The 20,762-nt window shown below is 67.1% G+C and carries 17 protein-coding genes and 1 tRNA gene; 5 read left to right on the top strand and 13 right to left on the bottom strand.

The features are described 5' to 3' along the window. Positions 1-38: 38 nt before the first annotated feature. Complete coding sequence (locus tag ACZLIF_RS03680) at positions 39-1,055, bottom strand: isoaspartyl peptidase/L-asparaginase family protein (protein WP_128989643.1); 1,017 nt, start codon at positions 1,053-1,055, stop codon at positions 39-41. A gap of 88 nt (positions 1,056-1,143) precedes the next feature. Then, positions 1,144-2,166 carry a cyanophycinase gene (locus tag ACZLIF_RS03675; protein ID WP_128989641.1) on the bottom strand — a complete coding sequence of 341 codons (1,023 nt, stop codon included), beginning with the start codon at positions 2,164-2,166 and terminating at the stop codon, positions 1,144-1,146. A 169-nt stretch (positions 2,167-2,335) separates the two neighbouring features. Here ACZLIF_RS03675 and ACZLIF_RS03670 point away from each other — a divergent pair, with 169 nt between their 5' ends. Next, on the top strand, positions 2,336-5,074 hold the full coding sequence (locus ACZLIF_RS03670) for a TonB-dependent receptor plug domain-containing protein (protein WP_128989639.1): 2,739 nt from the start codon (positions 2,336-2,338) through the stop codon (positions 5,072-5,074). 58 nt (positions 5,075-5,132) lie between these two features. Here the strand turns inward: ACZLIF_RS03670 and ACZLIF_RS03665 are convergent, their stop codons facing one another. The 9 genes from ACZLIF_RS03665 to ACZLIF_RS03625 form a co-directional block, all read right to left on the bottom strand. Beyond that, positions 5,133-5,684, bottom strand: a complete 552-nt coding sequence (locus ACZLIF_RS03665; protein ID WP_128989637.1) for a hypothetical protein — start codon at positions 5,682-5,684, stop codon at positions 5,133-5,135. A 755-nt stretch (positions 5,685-6,439) separates the two neighbouring features. Then, positions 6,440-7,531, bottom strand: a complete 1,092-nt coding sequence (gene ychF, locus ACZLIF_RS03660; protein WP_053520317.1) for a redox-regulated ATPase YchF — start codon at positions 7,529-7,531, stop codon at positions 6,440-6,442. A 102-nt stretch (positions 7,532-7,633) separates the two neighbouring features. Then, positions 7,634-8,212 (bottom strand): aminoacyl-tRNA hydrolase, encoded by a 579-nt coding sequence (gene pth / locus ACZLIF_RS03655; RefSeq protein ID WP_478462337.1) that lies wholly within the window; start codon positions 8,210-8,212, stop codon positions 7,634-7,636. A 56-nt stretch (positions 8,213-8,268) separates the two neighbouring features. Continuing rightward, entirely contained in the window at positions 8,269-8,889 is a 621-nt protein-coding gene (locus ACZLIF_RS03650) for a 50S ribosomal protein L25/general stress protein Ctc (protein ID WP_053520288.1), read from the bottom strand. 109 nt (positions 8,890-8,998) lie between these two features. After that, the gene (locus ACZLIF_RS03645) at positions 8,999-9,958 is read right to left on the bottom strand and encodes a ribose-phosphate diphosphokinase (protein ID WP_053520289.1); all 960 of its coding nucleotides are present in this window, start codon (positions 9,956-9,958) and stop codon (positions 8,999-9,001) included. Between the two features lie 138 nt (positions 9,959-10,096). Then, positions 10,097-10,173, bottom strand: a tRNA-Gln gene (locus ACZLIF_RS03640). Positions 10,174-10,183: 10 nt separating this feature from the next. Then, positions 10,184-11,053, bottom strand: a complete 870-nt coding sequence (gene ispE, locus ACZLIF_RS03635; RefSeq protein ID WP_128990683.1) for a 4-(cytidine 5'-diphospho)-2-C-methyl-D-erythritol kinase — start codon at positions 11,051-11,053, stop codon at positions 10,184-10,186. Further along, the gene (lolB, locus tag ACZLIF_RS03630; RefSeq protein ID WP_128990685.1) at positions 11,050-11,706 is read right to left on the bottom strand and encodes a lipoprotein insertase outer membrane protein LolB; all 657 of its coding nucleotides are present in this window, start codon (positions 11,704-11,706) and stop codon (positions 11,050-11,052) included. The genes ispE and lolB overlap by 4 nt, the downstream gene beginning before the upstream one ends. Continuing rightward, the gene (locus ACZLIF_RS03625; protein ID WP_180875739.1) at positions 11,703-13,388 is read right to left on the bottom strand and encodes a tetratricopeptide repeat protein; all 1,686 of its coding nucleotides are present in this window, start codon (positions 13,386-13,388) and stop codon (positions 11,703-11,705) included. Before ACZLIF_RS03625 ends, lolB begins: the two co-directional genes overlap by 4 nt. Positions 13,389-13,451: 63 nt before the next feature. On the opposite strand from ACZLIF_RS03625, the gene hemA reads away from it, so the two are divergent. The 4 genes from hemA to ppk2 are packed head-to-tail and all read left to right on the top strand — an operon-like array spanning position 13,452 to position 18,336. Continuing rightward, complete coding sequence (gene hemA, locus ACZLIF_RS03620) at positions 13,452-14,735, top strand: glutamyl-tRNA reductase (RefSeq protein ID WP_128990687.1); 1,284 nt, start codon at positions 13,452-13,454, stop codon at positions 14,733-14,735. Then, positions 14,713-15,795, top strand: coding sequence for a peptide chain release factor 1 (gene prfA, locus ACZLIF_RS03615; RefSeq protein ID WP_053520283.1), 1,083 nt, complete (start codon positions 14,713-14,715; stop codon positions 15,793-15,795). Before hemA ends, prfA begins: the two co-directional genes overlap by 23 nt. Before the next feature lie 5 nt (positions 15,796-15,800). After that, the gene (locus ACZLIF_RS03610) at positions 15,801-17,507 is read left to right on the top strand and encodes an O-linked N-acetylglucosamine transferase, SPINDLY family protein (RefSeq protein ID WP_128990689.1); all 1,707 of its coding nucleotides are present in this window, start codon (positions 15,801-15,803) and stop codon (positions 17,505-17,507) included. 46 nt (positions 17,508-17,553) lie between these two features. Further along, entirely contained in the window at positions 17,554-18,336 is a 783-nt protein-coding gene (gene ppk2, locus ACZLIF_RS03605) for a polyphosphate kinase 2 (protein WP_065175996.1), read from the top strand. Between the two features lie 524 nt (positions 18,337-18,860). Here ppk2 and ACZLIF_RS03600 read toward each other — a convergent pair. Both ACZLIF_RS03600 and ACZLIF_RS03595 read right to left on the bottom strand, forming a co-directional pair. Continuing rightward, complete coding sequence (locus tag ACZLIF_RS03600; protein ID WP_053519158.1) at positions 18,861-19,436, bottom strand: TlpA family protein disulfide reductase; 576 nt, start codon at positions 19,434-19,436, stop codon at positions 18,861-18,863. Then, the gene (locus ACZLIF_RS03595; RefSeq protein ID WP_053519156.1) at positions 19,433-20,707 is read right to left on the bottom strand and encodes a YihY family inner membrane protein; all 1,275 of its coding nucleotides are present in this window, start codon (positions 20,705-20,707) and stop codon (positions 19,433-19,435) included. Before ACZLIF_RS03595 ends, ACZLIF_RS03600 begins: the two co-directional genes overlap by 4 nt. Positions 20,708-20,762 lie beyond the last annotated feature (55 nt).

Below are 20,762 nucleotides of genomic sequence, written 5' to 3'. Positions count from 1 at the left end.
TTTTTTCACATGCGTCGCAAACCCTTTGATACGCAAGCCTATTGCCCGGGCAGTGCCAAGGCCTCGTCGGCGAAGATCGCCACATGCGGAACGCCGTCGGCACCGATCCAGCCGCGGTACATGCCCTGCGTGTTGAACGGCGTGGCCGCTTTTCCATCGGCGGAGAGCACGATCGCACCGCCATCCCCACCCATCTGCGGAATCGCCTCGTTGATCACGCCCCTGCCCGCCTCCGCCGGCGACTGGCCCTGGTAGCGGATACGCGCGCAGATCTCGTGCGCGGCAGCGGTGCGGATGTAGTACTCGCCCCACCCGGTTCCCGACACCGCACAGCGTGCATCGGCCCAGGTGCCGGCGCCGATGATCGGCGAATCGCCGACACGCCCATAGCGCTTGTTGGTCATTCCTCCGGTGGAGGTCCCCGCTGCCAGGCGCCCCTGCGCATCCAGCGCAACCGCACCGACCGTGCCGAAGTGCCGGGCCGTTTCCAGGTCGGCGTGGGCCTGGCCACCGGCCTCCTCCTTCAATGCACGCTGCAGCTGCTGCCAGCGCTTGTCGGTGCGGAAGTACGAAGGATCGACCAGGGTCATGCCCTGCTCGACCGCGAACGCCTCAGCGCCCTGCCCGACCATCATCACGTGTTTCGATTCCTGCATCACGGCCGTTGCCAGCAGGATCGGGTTGCGTACGCGCTGCACGCCGGCCACCGCGCCGGCCGCCTGGGTGGCGCCATCCATCACGGCCGCGTCCAGCTCGTTGCGCCCTTCGTGGGTGAACACCGCGCCTTTGCCGGCATTGAACGTGGGATCGTCCTCGAGAACGGTGATCGCCGCGGTGACCGCCGCCAGTGCAGGGCGACCGGCTGCCAGCTCGGCATGCCCCTTCAGCAGCGCCGCACGGAGTGCCGCACGTGCCGCCTTCTCTTCGGCGGCGGACAGATCCTTGCGCTCGACGCCGGCACCGCCATGGATGACCAGCAGGGGCGACGCACCGGGAGCAGCGTGGGCGAGCAACGGCAGGGACAGCAGCGCAGACAGCGCCAGATGAAGCTTCATCGATATCTCCGGAAATGGAAGCGATGGCATCGAGCAGGCTCGACGAGATGCCTGAAGGGAAGCGCCGGCGAGCGGCCGGCAGCAGCGGTCAGCGACGGATCAGTTCAATCCGGCCACCGTCAACATCGACCGCTGCGTGATAGTCGGCGTCGGCCTGGAAGTCGTCCAGCCGCATGCGGCCACCGCTTGCCACCACGGTAACCGGCACAGCGTGGAAACGCAGCGGTTCGCCCTGCGTGAGCCGGTCCGCGCCACGGCCCGGGCGGACCACCCAGACCCTGCCATGACCATCGGCGCTGTAGACCTGCGCGCGTCCGTCAGGCTCCACGCACAGCGCGGTGTCTTCGTCCACGCCGATGCCGATCATGTCCGGGTCGCCACTGTCCTGCGCGGCACGGGCAACGAAAACGATCAGGCGACCGAGACGATCACGCCGGTCGAAGTGGGTGTCGGTGACCACCCGCTGCAGATAGGGCATCTGCAGGAAGCCACTGTCCATCGTCACCGCGCTGCCCATTGGGTCGGCCAGCGCGGCGGCGGAGGTGACGCTGCCACCGTCAAGCGCGCCGTAGGCATAGCCACCGAGGATCGCCAGTCCGGCACTGGTGCCGGCGATCGGTTTGCCGGCACGGACGTGGGCATTGAGCGCGCGGTTGAGTGCGGTCCCCTTCCAGAAGCGGATGTAGCGCGACTGGTCGCCGCCGGCGATGAAGATGGCGTCGGCCGCGGCCACCACCCGCAGTACGGCCGGGTCATCGGCGCCACGACGGCTGTCGAACACCAGGGTCTGCACGGCGGTGGTGCCGCCGATGTCATGGTGCAGACGCTCCTGCAGATCGTCGCTGCCGGAGGCGCGCAGGATCAGCACGCGACCATTGCCGGCCTGCTTCAACCACCACTGGAACGCCTCCGGCACCCACTCTCCACCGCCCATCAGCATCATCGCCGGCGCCCTCGGCCCCGGTCGCGGGGCATCGAGATCGCCGGTCTCGTAATAGGCGAATCCCGGCCCCTGCAGGTCCTGCGCGGATGCGGCCAGCGGCGAGCCCAGGAGGACCAGCACTGCCAGGCCGGCAAGCACGTGATGCAGCCTCCGATGGAACCGTCGCATCTTGATCTCCCTGAACAGAAACGACCTGCAAGCGTTTTCACTCTTTGCCAGATGGGGCATCAGTAGTCAAGGGCATGAAAAAGGCGTTAAATGCCGGCGCCCATTGCGGAAATCTGAATGGGGGATGGGCCCCTCCTCTGCGGGCTGGCATTACTTCCGGGAACTTCTCATGCGTAGACAGGCGATGGCGTGGTCGATCCAGCTGGCGTTGATGGGCCTTGCTGCTTCTGCGGCGGCCCAGGCTCCGGCCTCCTCTCCGGTACGGCAGCTCGATGCGGTGCAGGTCACCGGCTCACGCATTCCGCGCGCCCAGGTCGAGGGCCCTGCCCCGATCACGGTGATCGACGCCGAACAGATCCGTTCCAGCGGCTTCACCACCGTGCCGGACGTGCTGCGGGCAATGACCCAGAACGGTGGCGAGACGCAGAGCCAGCAATCCTCCAGCGGCGCCGACTTCTCGCCGGGTGCACAGCAGGTCGACCTGCGCGGGCTGGGACCCAACCACACCCTGGTGCTGGTCAACGGCCGCCGCATCGCCGATTTCCCGATGCCGTTCCAGGGCCGCAGCAACTTCACCGACGTGTCCAACATTCCGCTGGGCATGATCGACCGCATCGAAGTGCTGACCGGCAGCGCCTCGGCCATCTATGGTTCGGACGCGATCGCCGGCGTGGTCAACTTCATCCTCAAGAAGAAGGCCGACGGCACCACGGTCGACGTGCGCATGGGTACCACCAGTGAAGGCGGTGGCGATTCCTTCGACATGAGCCTGTCCAGCGGGTTCAGCGCGGGCCGCTTCAATGCGGTGTACAGCGTGGAGCTGCAGTCGCAGACGCCGCTGTGGGCCTATGAGCGCGGCATCCAGGATTCCACCCGGGACGGGCCGACCGAGGGCTCGCGCATCGCCCGCCGTGCCTACCTGCGCACCGACTACAACGATGACTACCTGGATCCGGGCGCGGCCACCTGCGATGCCCTGAGCGGACAGAATCAGGGCAGCACCTACCATGCCTTCCGCCCCCGCTATGGCTACTACTGCGGCAGCGACGCGTCGATCGGCTACGGCACCATCCTCAGCAAGCGCCGCGGCGCCAACGGTTATGCCTCGCTGAGCTATGACTTCGACAACGGCCAGCAGTGGTTCGCCGACGTGCAGATGGGTTACCACACGCTGGCGCTGATGCGCGACGTGACGTCGTGGGGCCGGATGGCCGCCGACGGCGACGAGTCGGGCTACTTCAGCAACGAAGCCACCGGCGAAATCGAGTTCTGGCAGCGTCAGTTCTCGCCCGAGGAAATGGGTGGCCTGCGCAACGCGATGGTGCGCAGCACGCAGAAGACCTTCAGCGTGACCACCGGCTTCAAGGGCAACCTGGCCGGCAACTGGGATTACGAAGCGGCGTTGAGCCATTCGCAGTACCAGTCGCGGATCAGCTGGCCACAGATCATCGCCGGCAGGGCCAACGACCTGTTCCTGGGCCCGCAGCTGGGCGAGGACGATGACGGCTTCCCGATCTACAACGCCGACCCGTCGCGGCTGTACCGACCGCTGACACGCGCCGAGTACGACGCGATCGCCGCACGCACCACCTATACCCCGAAGTCCCGCACCGAGACGGCCGCCCTAACCCTGACCAACGGCTCGCTGTTCGCCCTGCCCGGCGGCGATGCCGGTTTTGCCGCGACCGTGGAAGTGGGCCAGCAGGCCTACGCGCTGAATCCCGATCCGCTGGCGACCCAGTACTACTACTACAGCTGGAAGGATTCCGACGGCAAGGGTTCGCGCAACCGCTGGGCAACGGCCGCCGAGCTGCGCATGCCGCTGCACGAGACGATCAACCTGAGCGTGGCCGGTCGCTATGACCAGTACCGCTACTCCGGCCACACGATCGGCAAGGCGACCTGGAGCGGCGGCCTTGAGTGGCGCCCGGTCGAGAGCCTGCTGGTGCGCGGCTCGTACGGCACGGCCTTCCGCGCCCCGGACCTGCACTACGTGTTTGCCGGCCCCGGCAACGACGAGACCAGCGCTGAGGACCTGTACAGCTGCCGCGCCGAACAGGCCGACGACTGCTCGGACTACGAGCGCAACGTCATCCGCAGCCGCAGCGGCAACCGCGAGCTGGACCCGGAGACCAGCACCTCGTGGAGCGCAGGCTTCGTCTGGTCGCCGGCCGCAGGGCTGGATCTTTCGTTGGATTGGTTCGATATCGACATGCGCAGGCAGGTGCAGGACATGGACGTGCGCACGATCCTGGCCAGTGAAGCGAACTGCCGCCTGGGCGACGCCGACATCACGTCACCAACCTGCGTGGACGCACTGGCGCGGGTGACCCGGACCGCCGACGGCCGCCTGTACGGGGTGCATGTGAATCCGATCAACGTGGCACGCGAGTCGACCTCAGGCATCGATGCGGGCCTGCGCTACCGCCTGCAGACCGGTATCGGTGACTTCATCTTCAACGGCAGCCACACCTGGGTGAAGAAGCACGATTTCCAGCGCTACACCGGCGATGCGATCGAGGACCAGTTCGCGGTGAACAGCGGCTTCGACATCCCGCGCACCAAGAGCAGCGTCAGTGTGACGTGGGAAAAGGATGCGTGGTCGGCCACCGTGTACGGTTCGCGACTGGGCAAGCTGCCCACCTCGGACAGCTACGACCAGGTGTTCGACTGGGACAGCGGCGACAGCCCGTACATCAGGGCCACGTACCGCTACAACGCGTCGGTGCAGTATCGCTTCGACGACCACTCGCGCCTGTCTCTGTCTGTGGTCAACGTGTTCAACAAGATGCCGCCGAAGGACGCCACATACACGGCGTACCCGTACTACGACGTCTCCTGGTTCGACAGCGTGGGCCGCACGATCAATCTGCAGTACACGCACAAGTTCGGCGGCAGCGCGCTGTAAGGCGTGCCGCTGCATTGAAGTCAGGCGGAAGGACGGGGGTGCAGGCCTCCGTCCCCGCTCAGGACGTAGACTGCGCCGGCTCCGCAAAGCGCCAGAAGACACGGACCACATCAAGCATCTGTCCATGCAGTTCGTCGTACCGGGCAATCACCTCCGGCGCGAACGTCGCATTACCATTCGCGTCCAGCGGAACCGGCTCCCCCAGCGCGCGGGCCATGTCGATGTAGAAGTAATGCATATCACCGTAGGGACGCTTGCTGTCCATCAGCATCACTGCCCTCCCCAGCGTGCGGGTGTTCATGCTTCGCAGCAGTGCAAGGTGTTCCGGTGACACTGCGACCACTTCATCACCCCGGGAGCCATCCGTGGCCGCGGTCAGGACGTAGCGACCGGGCTCAAGCTTTCCCCCGACGATGAAGCTGGATGCGATCCGGGCAAGCCGCCTGGCAAGGGCCTGCCCCTCGTCGGTGCGTCGTCCTGCTGGCTCCTGGCAGATGCGACCCAGTGCCGCATAGGCGATCAGTGCCTCTGGATCCTCCGGGTCAACAGAGTCCAGGTAGATGCCTCCGCTTTCGCTGAAGTCCGCTTCGGGTCGCAGCCGCTCGCGCATGGCACTCAACAGGCTGACGGCACTGCACTCCGGGGCTGATGCACTCCCTCGTGCAGGCCGCACGGCCATGTATTGGCAGCCGTAGGCCAGAAGCAACCCGAGGGCCGCGATCGCCACTACCCACCCATACGTTCGCGTCGTCATAGCAACTCTCCGGGTCGCGCACAGGCATGATGCCGCCCGTGTCAGTGGAAGGGTCAGAGGCCAGCCTGAAGCAGCACCGCGCCGCGCACCATGCAACAAGTACGAAATCGGAATCTGCTGTTGGCCGTGGTTTTCCACACCACGCGTGGAAAGCGATGGGGGCTTGGTGTGGACAAGTAGGCGAGAGCCTTGCGCCTCAGGCGTTTCCATGCGTGGTTATTTTTTGTCCACGGCCGCGATTGTTTTCCACACGGCGCGTGGAAGGCAATGGGAACTTGATGTGGACAAGTGGGTGAGAGCGTTGTCGCGCAGGCGTTTCCAAGCGCGGTGAAATTTTGTCCACGGCGTGCGGACAAGCTTCTGTAGAGCCGAGCCCATGCTCGGCTCCGGCTGGCATCAGCCGGGCATGGGCTCGGCGCTACAGCGGCACGCTGGGTTTTCCACACCGCGCGTGGAAAGCGGTGGGGGTTTGATGTGGACAAGTGTGTGCGAACGTTGCGCTGCAGGCGTTTCAGAGCATGGTCAATTTTTGTCCAGCGCAGAGACGGATGCCGGAAACGCGGACGCCCCGCTCGGGGCGGGGCGTCCGGGGTCGATCCGATGCCGCTGGATCAGACGTTGAAGCGGAAGTGCAGCACGTCGCCTTCCTGCACGCGGTATTCCTTGCCTTCCAGACGCAGGCGACCGGCTTCCTTGGCACCGGCTTCGCCCTTGTACTTGATGAAGTCGTCATACGCGATGGTTTCGGCGCGGATGAAGCCCTTCTCGAAGTCGGTGTGGATGACCGCGGCGGCCTGCGGGGCGGTGGCACCCTTGCGCACGGTCCAGGCGCGGACTTCCTTCACGCCGGCGGTGAAGTAGGTCTGCAGGCCCAGCAGGCTGTAGGCCGCGTTGATCACGCGGTTCAGGCCCGGCTCGCTCAGGCCCAGGTCGGCCAGGAACGTGTCGCGGTCCTCGTCGTCAAGCTGCGACAGTTCTTCCTCGATCGCGGCGGACACCGGCACCACCTGCGCGCCCTCGGCGGCAGCGTGCGCGCGCACGGCTTCCAGGTGCGGGTTGTTCTCGAACCCGTCCTCCAGCACGTTGGCGATGTACATCACCGGCTTCAGGGTCAGCAGGAACAGGTCGCGCACCAGCGCCTTCTCTTCCTCGTCCAGACCCACCGAACGGCCGGACTTGCCGTCAGACAGCGCAGCCTGCAGCTTGGCCAGCACCGGCTTGCGCGCGGCGGCCTCCTTGTCGCCACCCTTGGCAGCGCGCTCGGCGCGGTTCAGCGCCTTCTCGACGCTGTCCAGATCAGCCAGGGCCAGCTCGGTATCGATGGTTTCGATATCCGAAATGGGATCGACCTTGTTGTTGACATGGATGACGTCGGCGTTCTCGAAGCAGCGCACCACGTGGGTGATCGCATCGACTTCGCGGATGTGCGCGAGGAACTTGTTGCCCAGTCCTTCACCGCTGGCAGCACCGGCGACCAGGCCGGCGATGTCGACGAATTCCACGGCGGTCGGAATGACCTTCTGCGGGTTGATGATCGCTGCCAGCTCGTTCAGGCGCGGGTCCGGCACCGGCACGATGCCGACGTTCGGTTCGATGGTGCAGAACGGGAAGTTCGCCGCGGCGATGCCCGCCTTGGTCAGCGCGTTGAACAGGGTCGACTTGCCGACGTTGGGCAGGCCGACGATGCCGCATTTGATACCCATCTTTGACAACCTCTGGGGTGAAATTGATTGGGAAAACAGCGCGCGCGCTGCTTTCCCAAGCTGTTTCAATCGATCATTGCGGGTGCCAACCGGGGTTGGCAGCTACTCCGGGGTGTTCAGGCGCTTCATCGCTTCATTGAAATCGCCCTGCACGGCCAGCGGCATCACATCGATCGCATCGTCGATGGCGCGCGCGATCAGCAGGTCGTCGTCCTTGGACGGACGGCCCAGCACCCAGCCCACCACGCGATCCTTGTGGCCGGGATGGCCGATGCCCACGCGCAGGCGATGGAACTTGCCGTGACCCAGCAGGCGGATGGTGTCGCGCAGGCCATTCTGGCCGCCATGACCGCCGTCGAACTTGAGCCGCGCCACACCGGGCGGGAGGTCCAGTTCATCATGCGCCAGCAGGGTTTCCTCGGGCTCGATCTTCCAGAACCGCTGCGCGGCGGTGACCGATTTGCCACTGAGGTTCATGAAAGTGGCAGGCTTGAGCAGCCATACCGTCTGCCCGGCGATCTCGACCTTGGCGGTCTCGCCGAACAGCTTGCTGTCCACGTTCCATCGCGCCCCTGCCTTTTCCGCCAGGGCCTCAACGAAATGAAACCCGGCATTGTGCCGGGTCCGGGCGTGCTCCGATCCGGGATTGCCCAGACCGACGATCAGTCGCAGTCCTGCCATTGGATCTTCCTGTAGATGCCGGGGCGGCGCCTGCCGGAGCAGGCGCCGCGGGGGCATTACTCGGCGGCCGGTGCTTCTTCAGCGTCGGCAGCGTCTTCCTTGCCGTGCTTGGCGGTGACGATCGCGTCGTCGTGGTCCTTGCCCAGCGCCAGGGCCGGGATTTCCACGCCCTTCGGCAGCTTGATGTTGGACAGGTACACCACGTCGCCAGCAGCCAGGTCGGCCAGGTCGACTTCGATCGACTCCGGCAGGTCCTTCGGCAGGCAGCTGATGGTCACTTCCTTCAGTTCGTGGGTGACCACGACGTCGGCAGCCTTGCCGGCCGGCGAGGTGTCTTCGTTGATGAAGTGCAGCGGGACCGAAGCGGTCAGGGCTTCGTTCTCGTTCACGCGCTGGAAGTCCAGGTGCATGATCAGCTGCTTGTACGGATGGCGCTGCATGTCACGCAGCAGGACCTTCTGCACCTGGCCGTCCAGGTTCAGGTCCAGGATCGAGGCATAGAACCACTCGTTCTGCTGGGCCAGCCAGATTTCGTTGTGGTCCAGGCTGATGGCGACCGGCTCGGCGTTGCCGCCGTACACGATGGCCGGGATCACACCGGCGTGACGCAGGCGGCGGCTCGCACCCTTACGCTGCAGTTCACGCTTGGTGACCTTGATTTCATGGGTCTTCGACATTTTCGACTACTCAGGTTGTTGCCTTGCCCTGCGGCTTGGCGATTGAAGATGCTTCCGCGACCAGAAGCATCCGGGGAAGTCCTTGCCGTTGCCGGCAGGGACGAAAAACTCAGTCCACGTACAGCGAGCTGACCGACTCGCCGAAGGCGATGCGGCGCATCGTTTCGGCCAGCATCTCCGCCACGCTCAGCTGGCGGATCTTGCTGCACACCCGAGCTGCGTCCTTCAGCGGGATGGTATCGGTCACCACCAGCTCGTCGAGCTGGGAATTGGTGATGTTGTCCACCGCCGGTCCCGACAGCACCGCGTGGGTGCAGTAGGCGGCGACCTTGAGCGCACCGCGCGCCTTCAGGGCAGCGGCAGCGGCGCACAGGGTGCCGGCGGTGTCGACGATGTCATCGACCATCACGCAGGTCTTGCCTTCGACGTCACCGATGATGTTCATCACGGTGGAGACGTTGGCGCGCGGACGGCGCTTGTCGATGATCGCCAGGTCGGCATCATCCAGGCGCTTGGCCACGGCACGGGCGCGGACCACGCCGCCCACGTCCGGCGACACCACGATCAGGTTTTCCGTGCCGTAGGCGCGCCAGATGTCGGCCAGCAGCAGCGGAGAGGCATAAACGTTGTCGACCGGAATATCAAAGAAGCCCTGGATCTGGTCGGCGTGCAGGTCGACCGTCAGCACGCGATCAGCGCCAGCGGTGCTGAACATCTTCGCCGCCAGCTTGGCGGTGATCGGCACACGCGAGGAACGCATGCGGCGATCCTGGCGCGAGTAACCGAAGTACGGCACCACGGCGGTCACGCTGTTTACCGATGCGCGCTTGAGCGCGTCGATCAGCACCAGCAGTTCCATCAGGTTTTCCGCGCTCGGTGCGCAGGTCGGCTGGATCACGAACACGTCCTGCTTGCGGACGTTCTCTTCGATCTCCACCTGCACTTCTCCATCGGAGAAATGCGAGACCAGCGCCTTGCCCGGGCGAACCCCCAGTTCCTTGCAGATGTTCTGCGCCAGACGTTTGTTGGCGTTGCCGGAAAAGACCAGCAGGTTCGGGGACTCTTGCATCATGATTGTCTCGGGCGGGGACGAGTGGCGGGGATCCGGTGGCGGCAAGGACCACGCCGGACCCTTGCTGCTGACAACACCGCGGTTGTTTCCACGTCCCGCGCGGAGGATGCGCTGAAGGCGCGGACACAGCCGCATTGGCAGGGGCGGTAGGATTCGAACCTACGAATGCCAGGATCAAAACCTGGTGCCTTGGGCCTCTTGGCGACGCCCCTGCATTTGAAATCAGTGTTGCTCGAGTGCATCCAGCAGCGGCGAACGCGCAACGCCCGCAGCCACCCTGGCCCGCAACTCCTTCGGCAACTTCGCCCGCCCCTGCTGTGCGGCAGTCTGCGATGCGAATTCGACGAAACAACCACTTCCAGAACCGGTCAGTCGCGCGGTACCGATGTCGCTCAACGCGGCAAGCGCTGCCTCGACGGCAGGCTCGCGGCGGCGCAGCACCGGTTCGAACGCGTTCCCGACCAAGGCCCCGGAAGCGAAGTCGTCTATTTTCGCCACTGGGCTGTCGCGCGTCAAATCCGGGGCTGCGAACAGGACCGGGGTCGGAACATGAACGCCGGGCTCGACCACCACATACCAGGCCGGTGCCAGGGTGATCGGCTGCAGCCGCTCTCCCACACCTTCGGCCCAGGCGTTACGGCCACGCACGAACACCGGCACATCCGCGCCCAGGCGCAGGCCCAGCGCGGCCAATGCGTCCTCGTCCAGAGCGGCGTTCCAGAGCCGGTTCAGCGCCACCAGCACGGTGGCAGCGTCGGATGACCCACCGCCGAACCCACCACCGGCCGAAATATGCTTTTCGACGATGATATCGACACCTTGGCCGATGTTGGCGACCTCTTTCAGCATGCGGGCGGCACGTACGGCCAAATCGTCGGCCTCGTCCACACCCGGCAATCCCTCCCCCTGCCGACGTATCTGGCCGTCTTCACGCAGGCGCAGGCCGATGCGGTCCCCCCAATCCAGCAGGCGGAACACGGTCTGCAGCTCGTGATAGCCGTCGGCGCGGCGGCCGGTGATATGAAGGAACAGGTTCAGCTTGGCCGGGGCCGGCCACCAGGACCAGCCCGCATCCTCCGCACCCGCGCTCATGGCGCGCCCTGCCCCCACTGGTCCACCAGCAGGCGAACCTTGGCATCTCCGCTGCTGGCTTCGATCCGGCGCGGCCGGGACGGGCGCCCGGCCTCGGCGGGGTACCAGTCCAGGTACTGGATCTGCCAGCCCATCTGCTGCATGCGGCGCGGGCGGCCTTCGCCATCACGCTCGACCTTGCCCGCGCCGGCGGGATCGGCAACCGCCAGCCCACGCACCCACTCGGGCAGGGAGTTGACCGGGATTTCCCAGCCCGTGGCCTCCAGCAGCAGCTGCTGCGCGTCCTCGCCTTCACGCGGGCCGCCGGCCAGTCCCTCCAGGCGACCGCCTCCATGCTGGCTGTCGCCGGTCAGCTTCCAGCTCTGCCGGGTCACGGGTGCACTGAGCTCGATCACGTAGCGCCGCCCGGCCTGCTGCCAGTCGATGCGTCCACTGCCACCGTCCTTGCCCTTGCTGACCGCTACCCGGCCCTGGAAGGACCACTCCGGCTGCGCCTGCAGCGCCGCTACCCGAGCGGCTTCGGCCTGTGCCGCTTCCGCCGACACGGTCTCGACCACGGCCGGCGCCGGTGTCTTCTGGGTGCCCAGCGACGTGCAGGCAGTCATGGCGACGGTCGCCACTGCCAACAGCAGCGGCCGGAAAAGAACACTCATGGATTGAATTTCTCGCGGGCACGCTGCAGCGCGCGGTTGTCGGGGTCGAGCCTGGCCGCTTCCTCGAAGAAGTGGCGGGCCTCGTCATGCCGGCCGAGCACCCACAGCACTTCGCCGACGTGTGCGGCGATCTCCGGATCCTTGGCCAGGGTCCACGCACGACGCAGCTGCACCAGCGCCTCTTCGTTGCGGCCCAGGCGATACAGCACCCAGCCATAACTGTCGACGATGGCGGCATTGTCCGGCTCGGCCACGCGGGCACGGTCGATCAGTTCCAGCGCCTCCTGGTAGCGACCGGTGCGATCGGCCAGGGTGTAGCCCAGCGCATTCAGCGCCGGCACGTTCTCCGGCTCGGTGATCAGGATCTTGCGCAGGTCGGCCTCGGCACGGGCAATATCATCACGGCGTTCCCAGGCCAACGCACGCGCGTACAGCAGTGCATTCTCGTCCGGGTAAGCGGCCAGACCGCGGGCCAGCGCATCCAGTTCACCTGCATCGTCGCTGGCGCGCTGCCGCAGTTCCGCTTCCAGCAGATAGGCGTCGCGGCGCACCTCATCGTCCACGCCGGCATCGGACTGGATCGCGTGTACCTCGTCCAGCGCCAGGCTCTGGCGCCCGGCAAGCGCCTGTGCGCTCGCCGCCCGCAGGCGGGCCTCGCTCAGTTCGTCGCCGCCCGGCACGCTGTGATACCACTGCACCGCTTCCGGATAACGCTTCAGATACTCCGCGATCTTGCCCAGCAGCAGGCGCTGCGCCGGGTCCGGTTTGGCGGCCTGCCGCGACAGCTCGCTGTACAGGTTGGAAAGGGCCGCCTTGTCTCCCTGCTTGGCCAGCAGCGACGCCCGCATTCCCCAGGTCTGCACGTCCTGCGGCCCTACCGCCAGCACCCGCTCGGCGGCGGCCGGCTGGTTCAGGCTGTCGTAGGCAATGGCCACCGCGTTGCGCAGTTCCGGATCCTGGCGGGTCTTCGGTTCGACCTCGCGCAGCAGCGCCAGCGCGCGATCGGTCTGCCCAGCCTGCTGCAGCTGGCTGGCGCGCAGCAACGCCACGCGCGGCTCTTCCGGGAAGCGCTTGACCACCTCATCGATCATGCGCCGTGCCAGCTCCGGCTTTTCCATCCGCAGCGCCAGGCGACCGAATTCCTGCCAGGCCTCGATCTTCGGCGGGATGGCGTTGGCATCGACCAGCTCGCCCAGCACCTGCGCCGGCACGGCCGGATCGCGCCCACCGCCGACCAGCGCGGCCAGGGCAAACTTCCAGCCACGGTCATCGCTGTCCTGCAGCAGGCTCTGCAGCTCGCTGCGGGCCGCCTTCACGTCGCCCTGGCGCATCGCCAGCGCACCGGCCGCGCTGCGCATGGCCAGCGACCGTGGCGCGCGCTGCTGCCACAGGGCCAGGCCCTGGGCGGCGCTGGCATCGTCGTTGGCCAGCATGGAAATACGGGTCGCGCGCTCGGCTAGGCCGGCATCGCCGTCGCTGCGCTGGGCGGCCTGCAGGTACCAGCGCGCCGCCTCGGCCAGCTTGCCGGCCTGCAGGGCGAACTCGCCGGCCATCACCGGCTCCAGTGCCAGTTCCTCGGTGGCGGCGCCCCGCGCCGGGGGCTTGGCGGGCGCCGCCGACAGGGCCTGGCTGCACGCCAGGGACAGCAGCAGAACACTGGGGATGCGAATCAATGCGGGCATCGTCGGCATCGGGGCCTTAAAATGTCGTCCAATGGCCAGCAGCTTATCGCAAGCAACTGAACAATGACCCTGTGGGTGCTCGGACTGAATCACCAGACCGCGCCGGTGGAACTGCGCGAGCGCGCGGCCTTCGCCGGCGATGCCTTGCCGCGCGCGCTCGGTTCGCTGCGCGACACCCCGCAGATCGCCGAGGCGGTGCTGCTGTCCACCTGCAACCGCACGGAACTGTACGCGGTGGCCGATTCGGCGCAGGCGCTGGACCAGTGGCTGCGCAGCCAGGCCGGCGACCTGCAGGGCTACCTGTACCAGCATGCTGATGCCGACGCCGTGCGCCACCTGTTCCGGGTCGCGACGGGCCTGGACTCGATGGTGCTGGGTGAACCGCAGATCCTGGGCCAGGTGAAGGATGCCTGGTCAACCGCGCGCGACCACGGTCTGCTTGGCCAGCGCCTGGACCGGCTGTTCCAGCAGACGTTCTCCGTGGCCAAGCGTGCGCGCACCGATACCCAGGTCGGCGCCAACCCGGTGTCGGTCGCCTCGGCCGCGGTGCGCCTGGCGCAGAATGCCTTTGCCCGCCTGGATGATTCCACCGTGCTGCTGGTCGGTGCGGGGGAAACCATCGAGCTGGCCGCCCGCCACCTCAGCGAAGGCAAGGTGCGGCGGCTGCTGATCGCCAACCGCACGATCGCCCATGCGCAGGAACTGGCCAGCCGTCATGGCGGCGTGGCCCTGCCGCTGACCGAGCTTGAACGCCATCTGGCCGAGGCCGACATCGTGTTCTCGGCCACCGCCGCACGCGAACCGGTGATCCACCGCGAGACCGTGGCCAATGCACTGCGTGCACGCCGGCACAAGCCGATGCTGCTGTTCGATCTGGCCGTGCCACGCGACATCGAGGCTGAGGTCGGCACGCTCAACGATGCCTTCCTGTACACCGTGGACGATCTGGAACGCGCGGTGGAAGACAATCGACGCGGCCGTCGCGAGGCGGCCGCCGAAGCCGAAGCGATCATCGACCTGCAGGTATCGCGCTTCGTCGAGACCCTGCAGGCCGGCGCCCACCACGCGCCGCTGCGGCAACTGCGTGCCTTCGGCGACGCCACCCGCGCCGAGCTGCTCGAACGTGCCCGTCAGCAGCTGGCCAACGGCAAGCCGGCCGAAGAGGTCATGGAACTGCTGGCCCACGGCCTGACCAACCGGCTCCTGCACCCCCCGACCGCTGCCTTGCGCGCGGCCGCGCTGAGCGGCGATGCCGACCTGACCCGCGCCGCCGAGCGCCTGTTCCCGGCCACGCCGGGTTACCGCCACCCACCCGTGAGAACCGATGACGCCGACCCTGCGCCGTAAGCTGGAAGCGCTGGCCGAGCGCCGCGAAGAACTGGAACGCCTGCTCGCCGAACCCGACGTGGTCGCCGACAACACCCGTTTCCGCGACCTTTCGCGCGAATTCGCCCAACTTGAACCGGTCGCCACCGCACTGGCCGACGAGGCGCGCGCCAAGGCCGACCTGGCCGCCGCCGAGGGCATGCGCGCCGATCCGGACCTGCGCGAGCTGGCCGATGAGGAAATCGCCTCGGCCCAGGCGCGCCTGCAGGAACTGGAGCAGGAGCTGGCCTTGCTGCTGGTGCCCCGCGACCCACGTGACGAGGGCAATCTGTTCCTGGAAGTCCGCGCCGGTACCGGTGGCGACGAAGCAGCGATCTTCGCCGGCGACCTGTTCCGCATGTACGCGCGCTATGCCGAGCGCCAGGGCTGGAAAGTCGAGATCGAGTCCGACAACCCCGGCGAGCACGGCGGCTACAAGGAAGTGGTGGCGCGCGTGGTCGGCCGTGGCGCCTTCTCGCGGCTGAAATTCGAATCCGGCACGCACCGCGTGCAGCGCGTGCCCGCCACCGAATCGCAGGGCCGCATCCACACCTCGGCGGCTACCGTGGCGATCATTCCGGAAGCGGACGAAGTCGATGACATCGTCATCAACCCCGCCGACCTGAAGGTCGACACCTTCCGCTCATCCGGTGCCGGTGGCCAGCACGTCAACAAGACCGAGTCGGCGATCCGCATCACCCACGTGCCGACCGGCGTGGTGGTGGAATGCCAGACCGAACGCAGCCAGCACGCGAACCGCGACAAGGCGATGAAACGCCTGAAGGCGCAGCTGCTCGACGCCGAGCGCCAGCGCCAGGACGCCGCGCAGGCCGAATCGCGCCGCCTGCAGGTCGGCAGTGGCGATCGCAGCCAGCGCATCCGCACCTACAATTTCCCGCAGGGGCGGATCACCGATCATCGTGTGGAAGGCCTGACCCTGTATGACCTGCCCAACATCCTCGCCGGCGATCTGGACCCGCTGCTGCAGCGCCTCAGCCACGAGCACCAGGTGGATGCCCTGGCCCAGCTGTCGGCGGGCTGACGCCGATGTCGGCCTGGCAGCAGCGGCAACAACTGCAGCAGGCGATCGCGCGCCAGCCCGGTGACTTCGTCGCCTGGGTGATGCTGGCCGATCTGGAACTGGAAGCCGGCGACATCGGCGCAGGCGAGCAGGCCGCACGGCGTGCGCTGCAGCTGCGGCCAGACCATCCCGAGGCGCTGGCCCGGCTGGGTCGCGTGGCATGGATGGCCGGTGCGCACGCCGACGCTGCGACGCTGCTGGGACAGGCTTCAGCGCGCGCTCCGGAGCATCCCGGCATCGCGCTGTGGCTGGGCCATGCCCTGGAAGATGCCGGCGACCCCGAGGGCGCGGCGGCCGCGTACCGGCGTGCACATGGGCTGATGCCCGACGAACCCTATATCACCGCCCAGCGACTGGCATGGCAACGCCGCCTGTGCGACTGGCAGGACGTGGAGGCCCTGGCCGCGCAGGTGCGCGGCGCGGTCGCGACCGGGCAGGGCGCGGTCGAGCCCTTTGCCTTCCTCAGCGAAGACGCCAGCGCCGCCGAGCAGCTGGCCTGCGCCCGCACGCGCGCCGCAGCGGTGGCCGCATCGGTGCGGCCGATGCCCGCTGTGAAGGTACGGACACAGGGAGCCCTGCGGATCGGCTTCCTCTCCAACGGCTTCGGCGCACATCCGACCGGGTTGTTGACCGTTGCCTTGTTCGAGCAGCTGGGCCGCCACCCGGAACTGCAGCTGCATCTGTTCGCACTGAACCGGGACGATGGCAGCCGCATCCGCCAGCGGCTGCAGGCGGCAACCCGGCTGCACGATCTGGCGGGGCGCCGCCATGCCGACATCGCTGCCGCCATCCGTGCACAGGGCATCGACCTGCTGTTCGACCTGCGTGGCTGGGGCGGTGGCGGCGCGCCGGAAGTGCTGGCGCTGCGCCCTGCCCCGCTGCAACTCAACTGGCTGGCCTATCCCGGCACATCCGGCGCAACGTGGCTGGATGCGGTGATCGCCGATGCGTTCGTCCTGCCAGCGGCGTTGGCGCCCCACCACAGCGAGCGCGTGGTGTACCTGCCGCGCGCGTTCCAGCCCTCGGACAACACCCGCGCGCTCGAGCCGGCACCGGATCGCGCCGCGTGCGGCCTGCCTGGACACGGCGTGGTGTTCTGCTGCTTCAACAACAGCTACAAGCTCAACCCGCGCAGCATGGGGCGCGCGTTCGCCGTCCTGGCGGCGGTGCCTGGCAGCGTTCTATGGCTGTTGTCCGGCCCCGGCCAGGCCGATGCGCGCCTGCGGGCAGCGGCGCAGGCAGCGGGTCTGGACCCGGCGCGGCTGGTGTTCATGCCCAAGCTGCCGCATCCGCAGTATCTGGCCCGCTATCAACTGGCCGATCTGTTCCTGGATACACACCCGTACAACGCGCACACCACGGCCTCCGACGCACTGTGGGCGGGCTGCCCGGTACTCACCTGCCCGGGCGAGACCTTCGCCGCGCGCGTGGCCGGCAGCCTCAACCATCACCTGGGCCTGGCACGGATGAACGTTGCCGACGATGCGGCGTTCATCGCCACCGCCCGCGCGCTCGGCAACGATCCGGCAGCGCTGGCCGCACTGCGCGCCGAACTGGCACAGGCCCGCGCGCGTAGCGGCGTGTTCGACATGGCCGGTTTCGCCCGTGACCTTTCGGCACTGCTGCAGCAGCTGGCGCGCGAGCAGGGCTGGCAGGGCGTCGACGGCGCCTGAGCAGCCGCTGCGCTAGGCTGGGCCCTCCTTTCCGCGCGGCATGACGATGGGCAAGCTCAAACGCAAGGACTACGACGAACTGCTGCTGCCGTTGCAGCTGGAACTGACCGCGATGGCCCGCTGGGTACAGCACAGCGGGCAGCGGTTGCTGGTGCTTTTCGAAGGCCGCGACACCGCCGGCAAGGGCGGCGCGATCCAGGCCATCAGCCAGCACCTCAATCCGCGCCAGTGCCGGGTGGTGGCACTGCCCAAGCCGACCGACCGCGAGGCGACACAGTGGTACTTCCAGCGCTATGTCGGGCACCTTCCGGCAGCCGGAGAGATCGTGCTGATGGATCGAAGCTGGTACAACCGCGCAGGTGTCGAGCGGGTCATGGGCTACTGCAGCGAGAGCGAGTACCAGCAGTTCCTGCGCCAGGCCCCGGTGTTCGAGCAGCTGCTGGTGGATGACGGCATCCTGTTGTTCAAGTACTGGCTGTGCGTGGACCAGGAGCAGCAGGAGAAGCGCTTCGCCGAGCGCCATGTCGATCCGCTGAAGGGCTGGAAGCTGTCACCGGTCGACCTGAAATCGCGCAGCAAGTACAGCGCCTATACCGAAGCACGGGAGGCCATGCTGCGCGCCACCCATCGCGAAGGTGCGCCGTGGACCCTGGTGGACTTCAACGACCAGCGGCTGGGCAGGCTGACCCTGGTACGCAACCTGCTGGACCGGTTGCCCGACACCCGCGTGGACGCGCCTCTGCCGGAGCTGCCGAAGCTGAAGGGCAAGCTGCATCGCGAGCACTACGATGTGCTGAAGCCGATCGAGGACTTTCCTGTCGAGGAGTAGGGGTTGTCTGCAGGGCCTGCGGCCCTGCACCCGCTACGAGCAACGGCAGAAGCAACGGCAACGGCAGACATACCGCGGGGTGGCGGGGCGGTGTCGGAGTGCGGGGACGCCGCAAGTACGTCCCTGTAGGCTTGGCAGCCGCATCCATGCGGCTGACACCCCGCACTCCGACACCGCCCCACCTCTGACAGATATCTGCAATCTGATAGGTCCACGCCATGCGTGATGGAATCTCTCGGATATCGAAATCCAAATTGGGGTCAGATCCGTTTTCCGCAGGAAAACGGATCTGACCCCAATAGCCGTTCCGACAGATCGCAGGGGACTGTCGAAGGCGGGGTGGGTCCGGTTGCGGGGGTGTCCGCGGCATGGATGCCGCGGCCAAGCCCCCATGGATGGGTTCACGGCGTCCCCCGCAACCGGGCCCACCCCGCCATCCCTCAGGGAACCCGCTTCCGCTTCGGCTGTTGCTGTTGCTGTTGCGCGTAGCGGGTGCAGGGCCGCAGGCCCTGCCTACACACCCACTACTTCGCAGCCGCGATCTGCTTCTCGATGTCGGCCGCCGTAACCGGGCCGAGGAAGCTGTGGGCCACCCGGCCCTGCGGATCGATCAGATGCGTCAGCGGCAGCCCCCGCGGCGTGGCGAAGTCCGCCGGCGGATCGAACGGATCCACGATCACGATCGGATAGGTCACCGGATGCTTGGTCAGGAACGACTGCATCTCCGGCACCTCGATGTCCTCATAGGCCAGGCCGACCACTTCGATGTTGCTGCGCATGGCGTGCAGCGCGGACAACTCCGGCATCTCCTTGCGGCATGGTGCGCACCACGTGGCCCAGAAATTCACCACCACCCACTTGCCCCGATGGGCCGCGAGGTCGTACTCGCTGCCATCGACGGCCTTCATCTTCAATGTGGGGAACTCGGCCGTGACACGCTCGGCCGGCGTGTCCTCGGCCGCAGGCGGTGCCGCCGGTGCGGGAGCCTGCGCCGGTGGCTGGCTGCTGGCCGGGGTCGCGTCCTGCGCAGGCTTGCAGGCCGCCAGGGCAAGCGCCACGGCCAATGGAACTGCCAGCAGCAGCGGAGTCGTGCGGGTCATGGGGTGTCTCCGGAATCGGGATAGATATCGCTGACGCGACGCTTGAGGCGCTCACGCAGAGGCAGGCGCAGTTCATCCAGCGCCGCCAGCGCGGCCTGGCCCAGGCTGTCTTCGCGGTAGGGCAGATGCTGCTCCGCCACCGGGATGCGCAGTTGGGTGCATTCGTACAGATCGGCCAGGCTGACCTGGTCCAGGTCGCGCGCGAGCAGCCATTCACCCCGCTCGTCGCGGCGCAGCAGGCCGATGGCCTCCAGTTTGCAGGCCAGGTCCTGCAGCAGCGAGTCGGTCAGCATCGGCTCCAGCCGCAGGATCTCGTCATCGGCCAGCCCCCTGCCCCGGGCACGCGCCTGGTGGAAGCGGCCGAGCAGGCGCAGCAGCCCATAGAATTCATAGCCCTGCGGCAGGCGCAGCTCGACCGGCTGGTAGCGGAACGCCGCCATCGACGATGCCAGCGATGCGCCCAGCAGCACCGCCACCCAGCACAGATAGATCCACAGCAGCAGGATCGGCACGAACGCGACCGTGCCATAGAGCTTCTGGTAGGACTGGAAACTGCCCAGATAGGCACCGATGCCCCACTTCACCAGCTCCAGGATCACCGCCGCCAGGATCGCGCCGGGGACTGCATGCCGCCATTTCACCGTATGGTGCGGCACGACCCGGAACATCAGGCTGATGCAGACGAATTCGATCAGCACCGGTGCCAGCCGCAGCGACAGGTCGGCCAGCCAGCGCCCCTCCTGGGTCCCGAACAGCGGCATTGCCAGTACCCGTGCCGACACTGCCAGCGAGGCGGCGGCAAGCATCGCGCCCAGGGTCAGCACGGTCCAGTAGACCAGGAAGCGGGTCAGCTTGGGCCGGGTCGATCCGACCCGCCAGATCTTGTTGAACGTCTCTTCCACGCTGTTGAGGGTGATCAGCAGCGAGACGACCAGGGCGATGAAGCCGGCCGCGGTGAGCTGGCCAGCGCTGGCCGAGAACTGCCGCAGGTAGCCTTCGGCGGCGCGTGCGGCATTGGGCACGAAGTTGGAGAAGACATAGTCGCTGAGCTGGTCGCTCCAGCGGTCGAAGACCGGGAAGGCCGAAAGCACGCCGAACACCACGATCGCCAGCGGAACCAGGGCGAATACCGTGGTGTAGGCCAGTGCGGCGGCCGCCTGGAACAGGCGGTCATCGAGAAAGCGGTGCCACAGGAAGCGGCCGAAGCTGGCGGCACGCGCACGATCGCGCGCGCGTTCCATCCATAGGTTGAGCGTATCCAGAGGTTCCATCGGCGCAAGGGTACCCGATGCGGAATGCACGCAGGATAGCCATACTGGCGTCCAC

It is taken from the genome of Stenotrophomonas sp. 2201_Sma (assembly GCF_056486685.1).
This window is presented reverse-complemented; position numbering and strand designations above follow the sequence as displayed.

Coding starts and splice junctions, on each gene's coding strand:
- hemA (WP_128990687.1), top strand. CDS start 13,452: ATGACCCTGTGGGTGCTCGGACTGAATCACCAGACCGCGCCGGTGGAA.
- ACZLIF_RS03625 (WP_180875739.1), bottom strand. CDS start 13,388: ATGCCCGCATTGATTCGCATCCCCAGTGTTCTGCTGCTGTCCCTGGCG.
- ACZLIF_RS03610 (WP_128990689.1), top strand. CDS start 15,801: ATGTCGGCCTGGCAGCAGCGGCAACAACTGCAGCAGGCGATCGCGCGC.
- ACZLIF_RS03670 (WP_128989639.1), top strand. CDS start 2,336: ATGCGTAGACAGGCGATGGCGTGGTCGATCCAGCTGGCGTTGATGGGC.
- ACZLIF_RS03645 (WP_053520289.1), bottom strand. CDS start 9,958: ATGCAAGAGTCCCCGAACCTGCTGGTCTTTTCCGGCAACGCCAACAAA.
- ychF (WP_053520317.1), bottom strand. CDS start 7,531: ATGGGTATCAAATGCGGCATCGTCGGCCTGCCCAACGTCGGCAAGTCG.
- ppk2 (WP_065175996.1), top strand. CDS start 17,554: ATGGGCAAGCTCAAACGCAAGGACTACGACGAACTGCTGCTGCCGTTG.
- ACZLIF_RS03675 (WP_128989641.1), bottom strand. CDS start 2,166: ATGCGACGGTTCCATCGGAGGCTGCATCACGTGCTTGCCGGCCTGGCA.
- ACZLIF_RS03680 (WP_128989643.1), bottom strand. CDS start 1,055: ATGAAGCTTCATCTGGCGCTGTCTGCGCTGCTGTCCCTGCCGTTGCTC.
- ispE (WP_128990683.1), bottom strand. CDS start 11,053: ATGAGCGCGGGTGCGGAGGATGCGGGCTGGTCCTGGTGGCCGGCCCCG.
- ACZLIF_RS03600 (WP_053519158.1), bottom strand. CDS start 19,436: ATGACCCGCACGACTCCGCTGCTGCTGGCAGTTCCATTGGCCGTGGCG.
- ACZLIF_RS03650 (WP_053520288.1), bottom strand. CDS start 8,889: ATGTCGAAGACCCATGAAATCAAGGTCACCAAGCGTGAACTGCAGCGT.
- prfA (WP_053520283.1), top strand. CDS start 14,713: ATGACGCCGACCCTGCGCCGTAAGCTGGAAGCGCTGGCCGAGCGCCGC.
- pth (WP_478462337.1), bottom strand. CDS start 8,212: ATGGCAGGACTGCGACTGATCGTCGGTCTGGGCAATCCCGGATCGGAG.
- ACZLIF_RS03595 (WP_053519156.1), bottom strand. CDS start 20,707: ATGGAACCTCTGGATACGCTCAACCTATGGATGGAACGCGCGCGCGAT.
- lolB (WP_128990685.1), bottom strand. CDS start 11,706: ATGAGTGTTCTTTTCCGGCCGCTGCTGTTGGCAGTGGCGACCGTCGCC.
- ACZLIF_RS03665 (WP_128989637.1), bottom strand. CDS start 5,684: ATGCGCGAGCGGCTGCGACCCGAAGCGGACTTCAGCGAAAGCGGAGGC.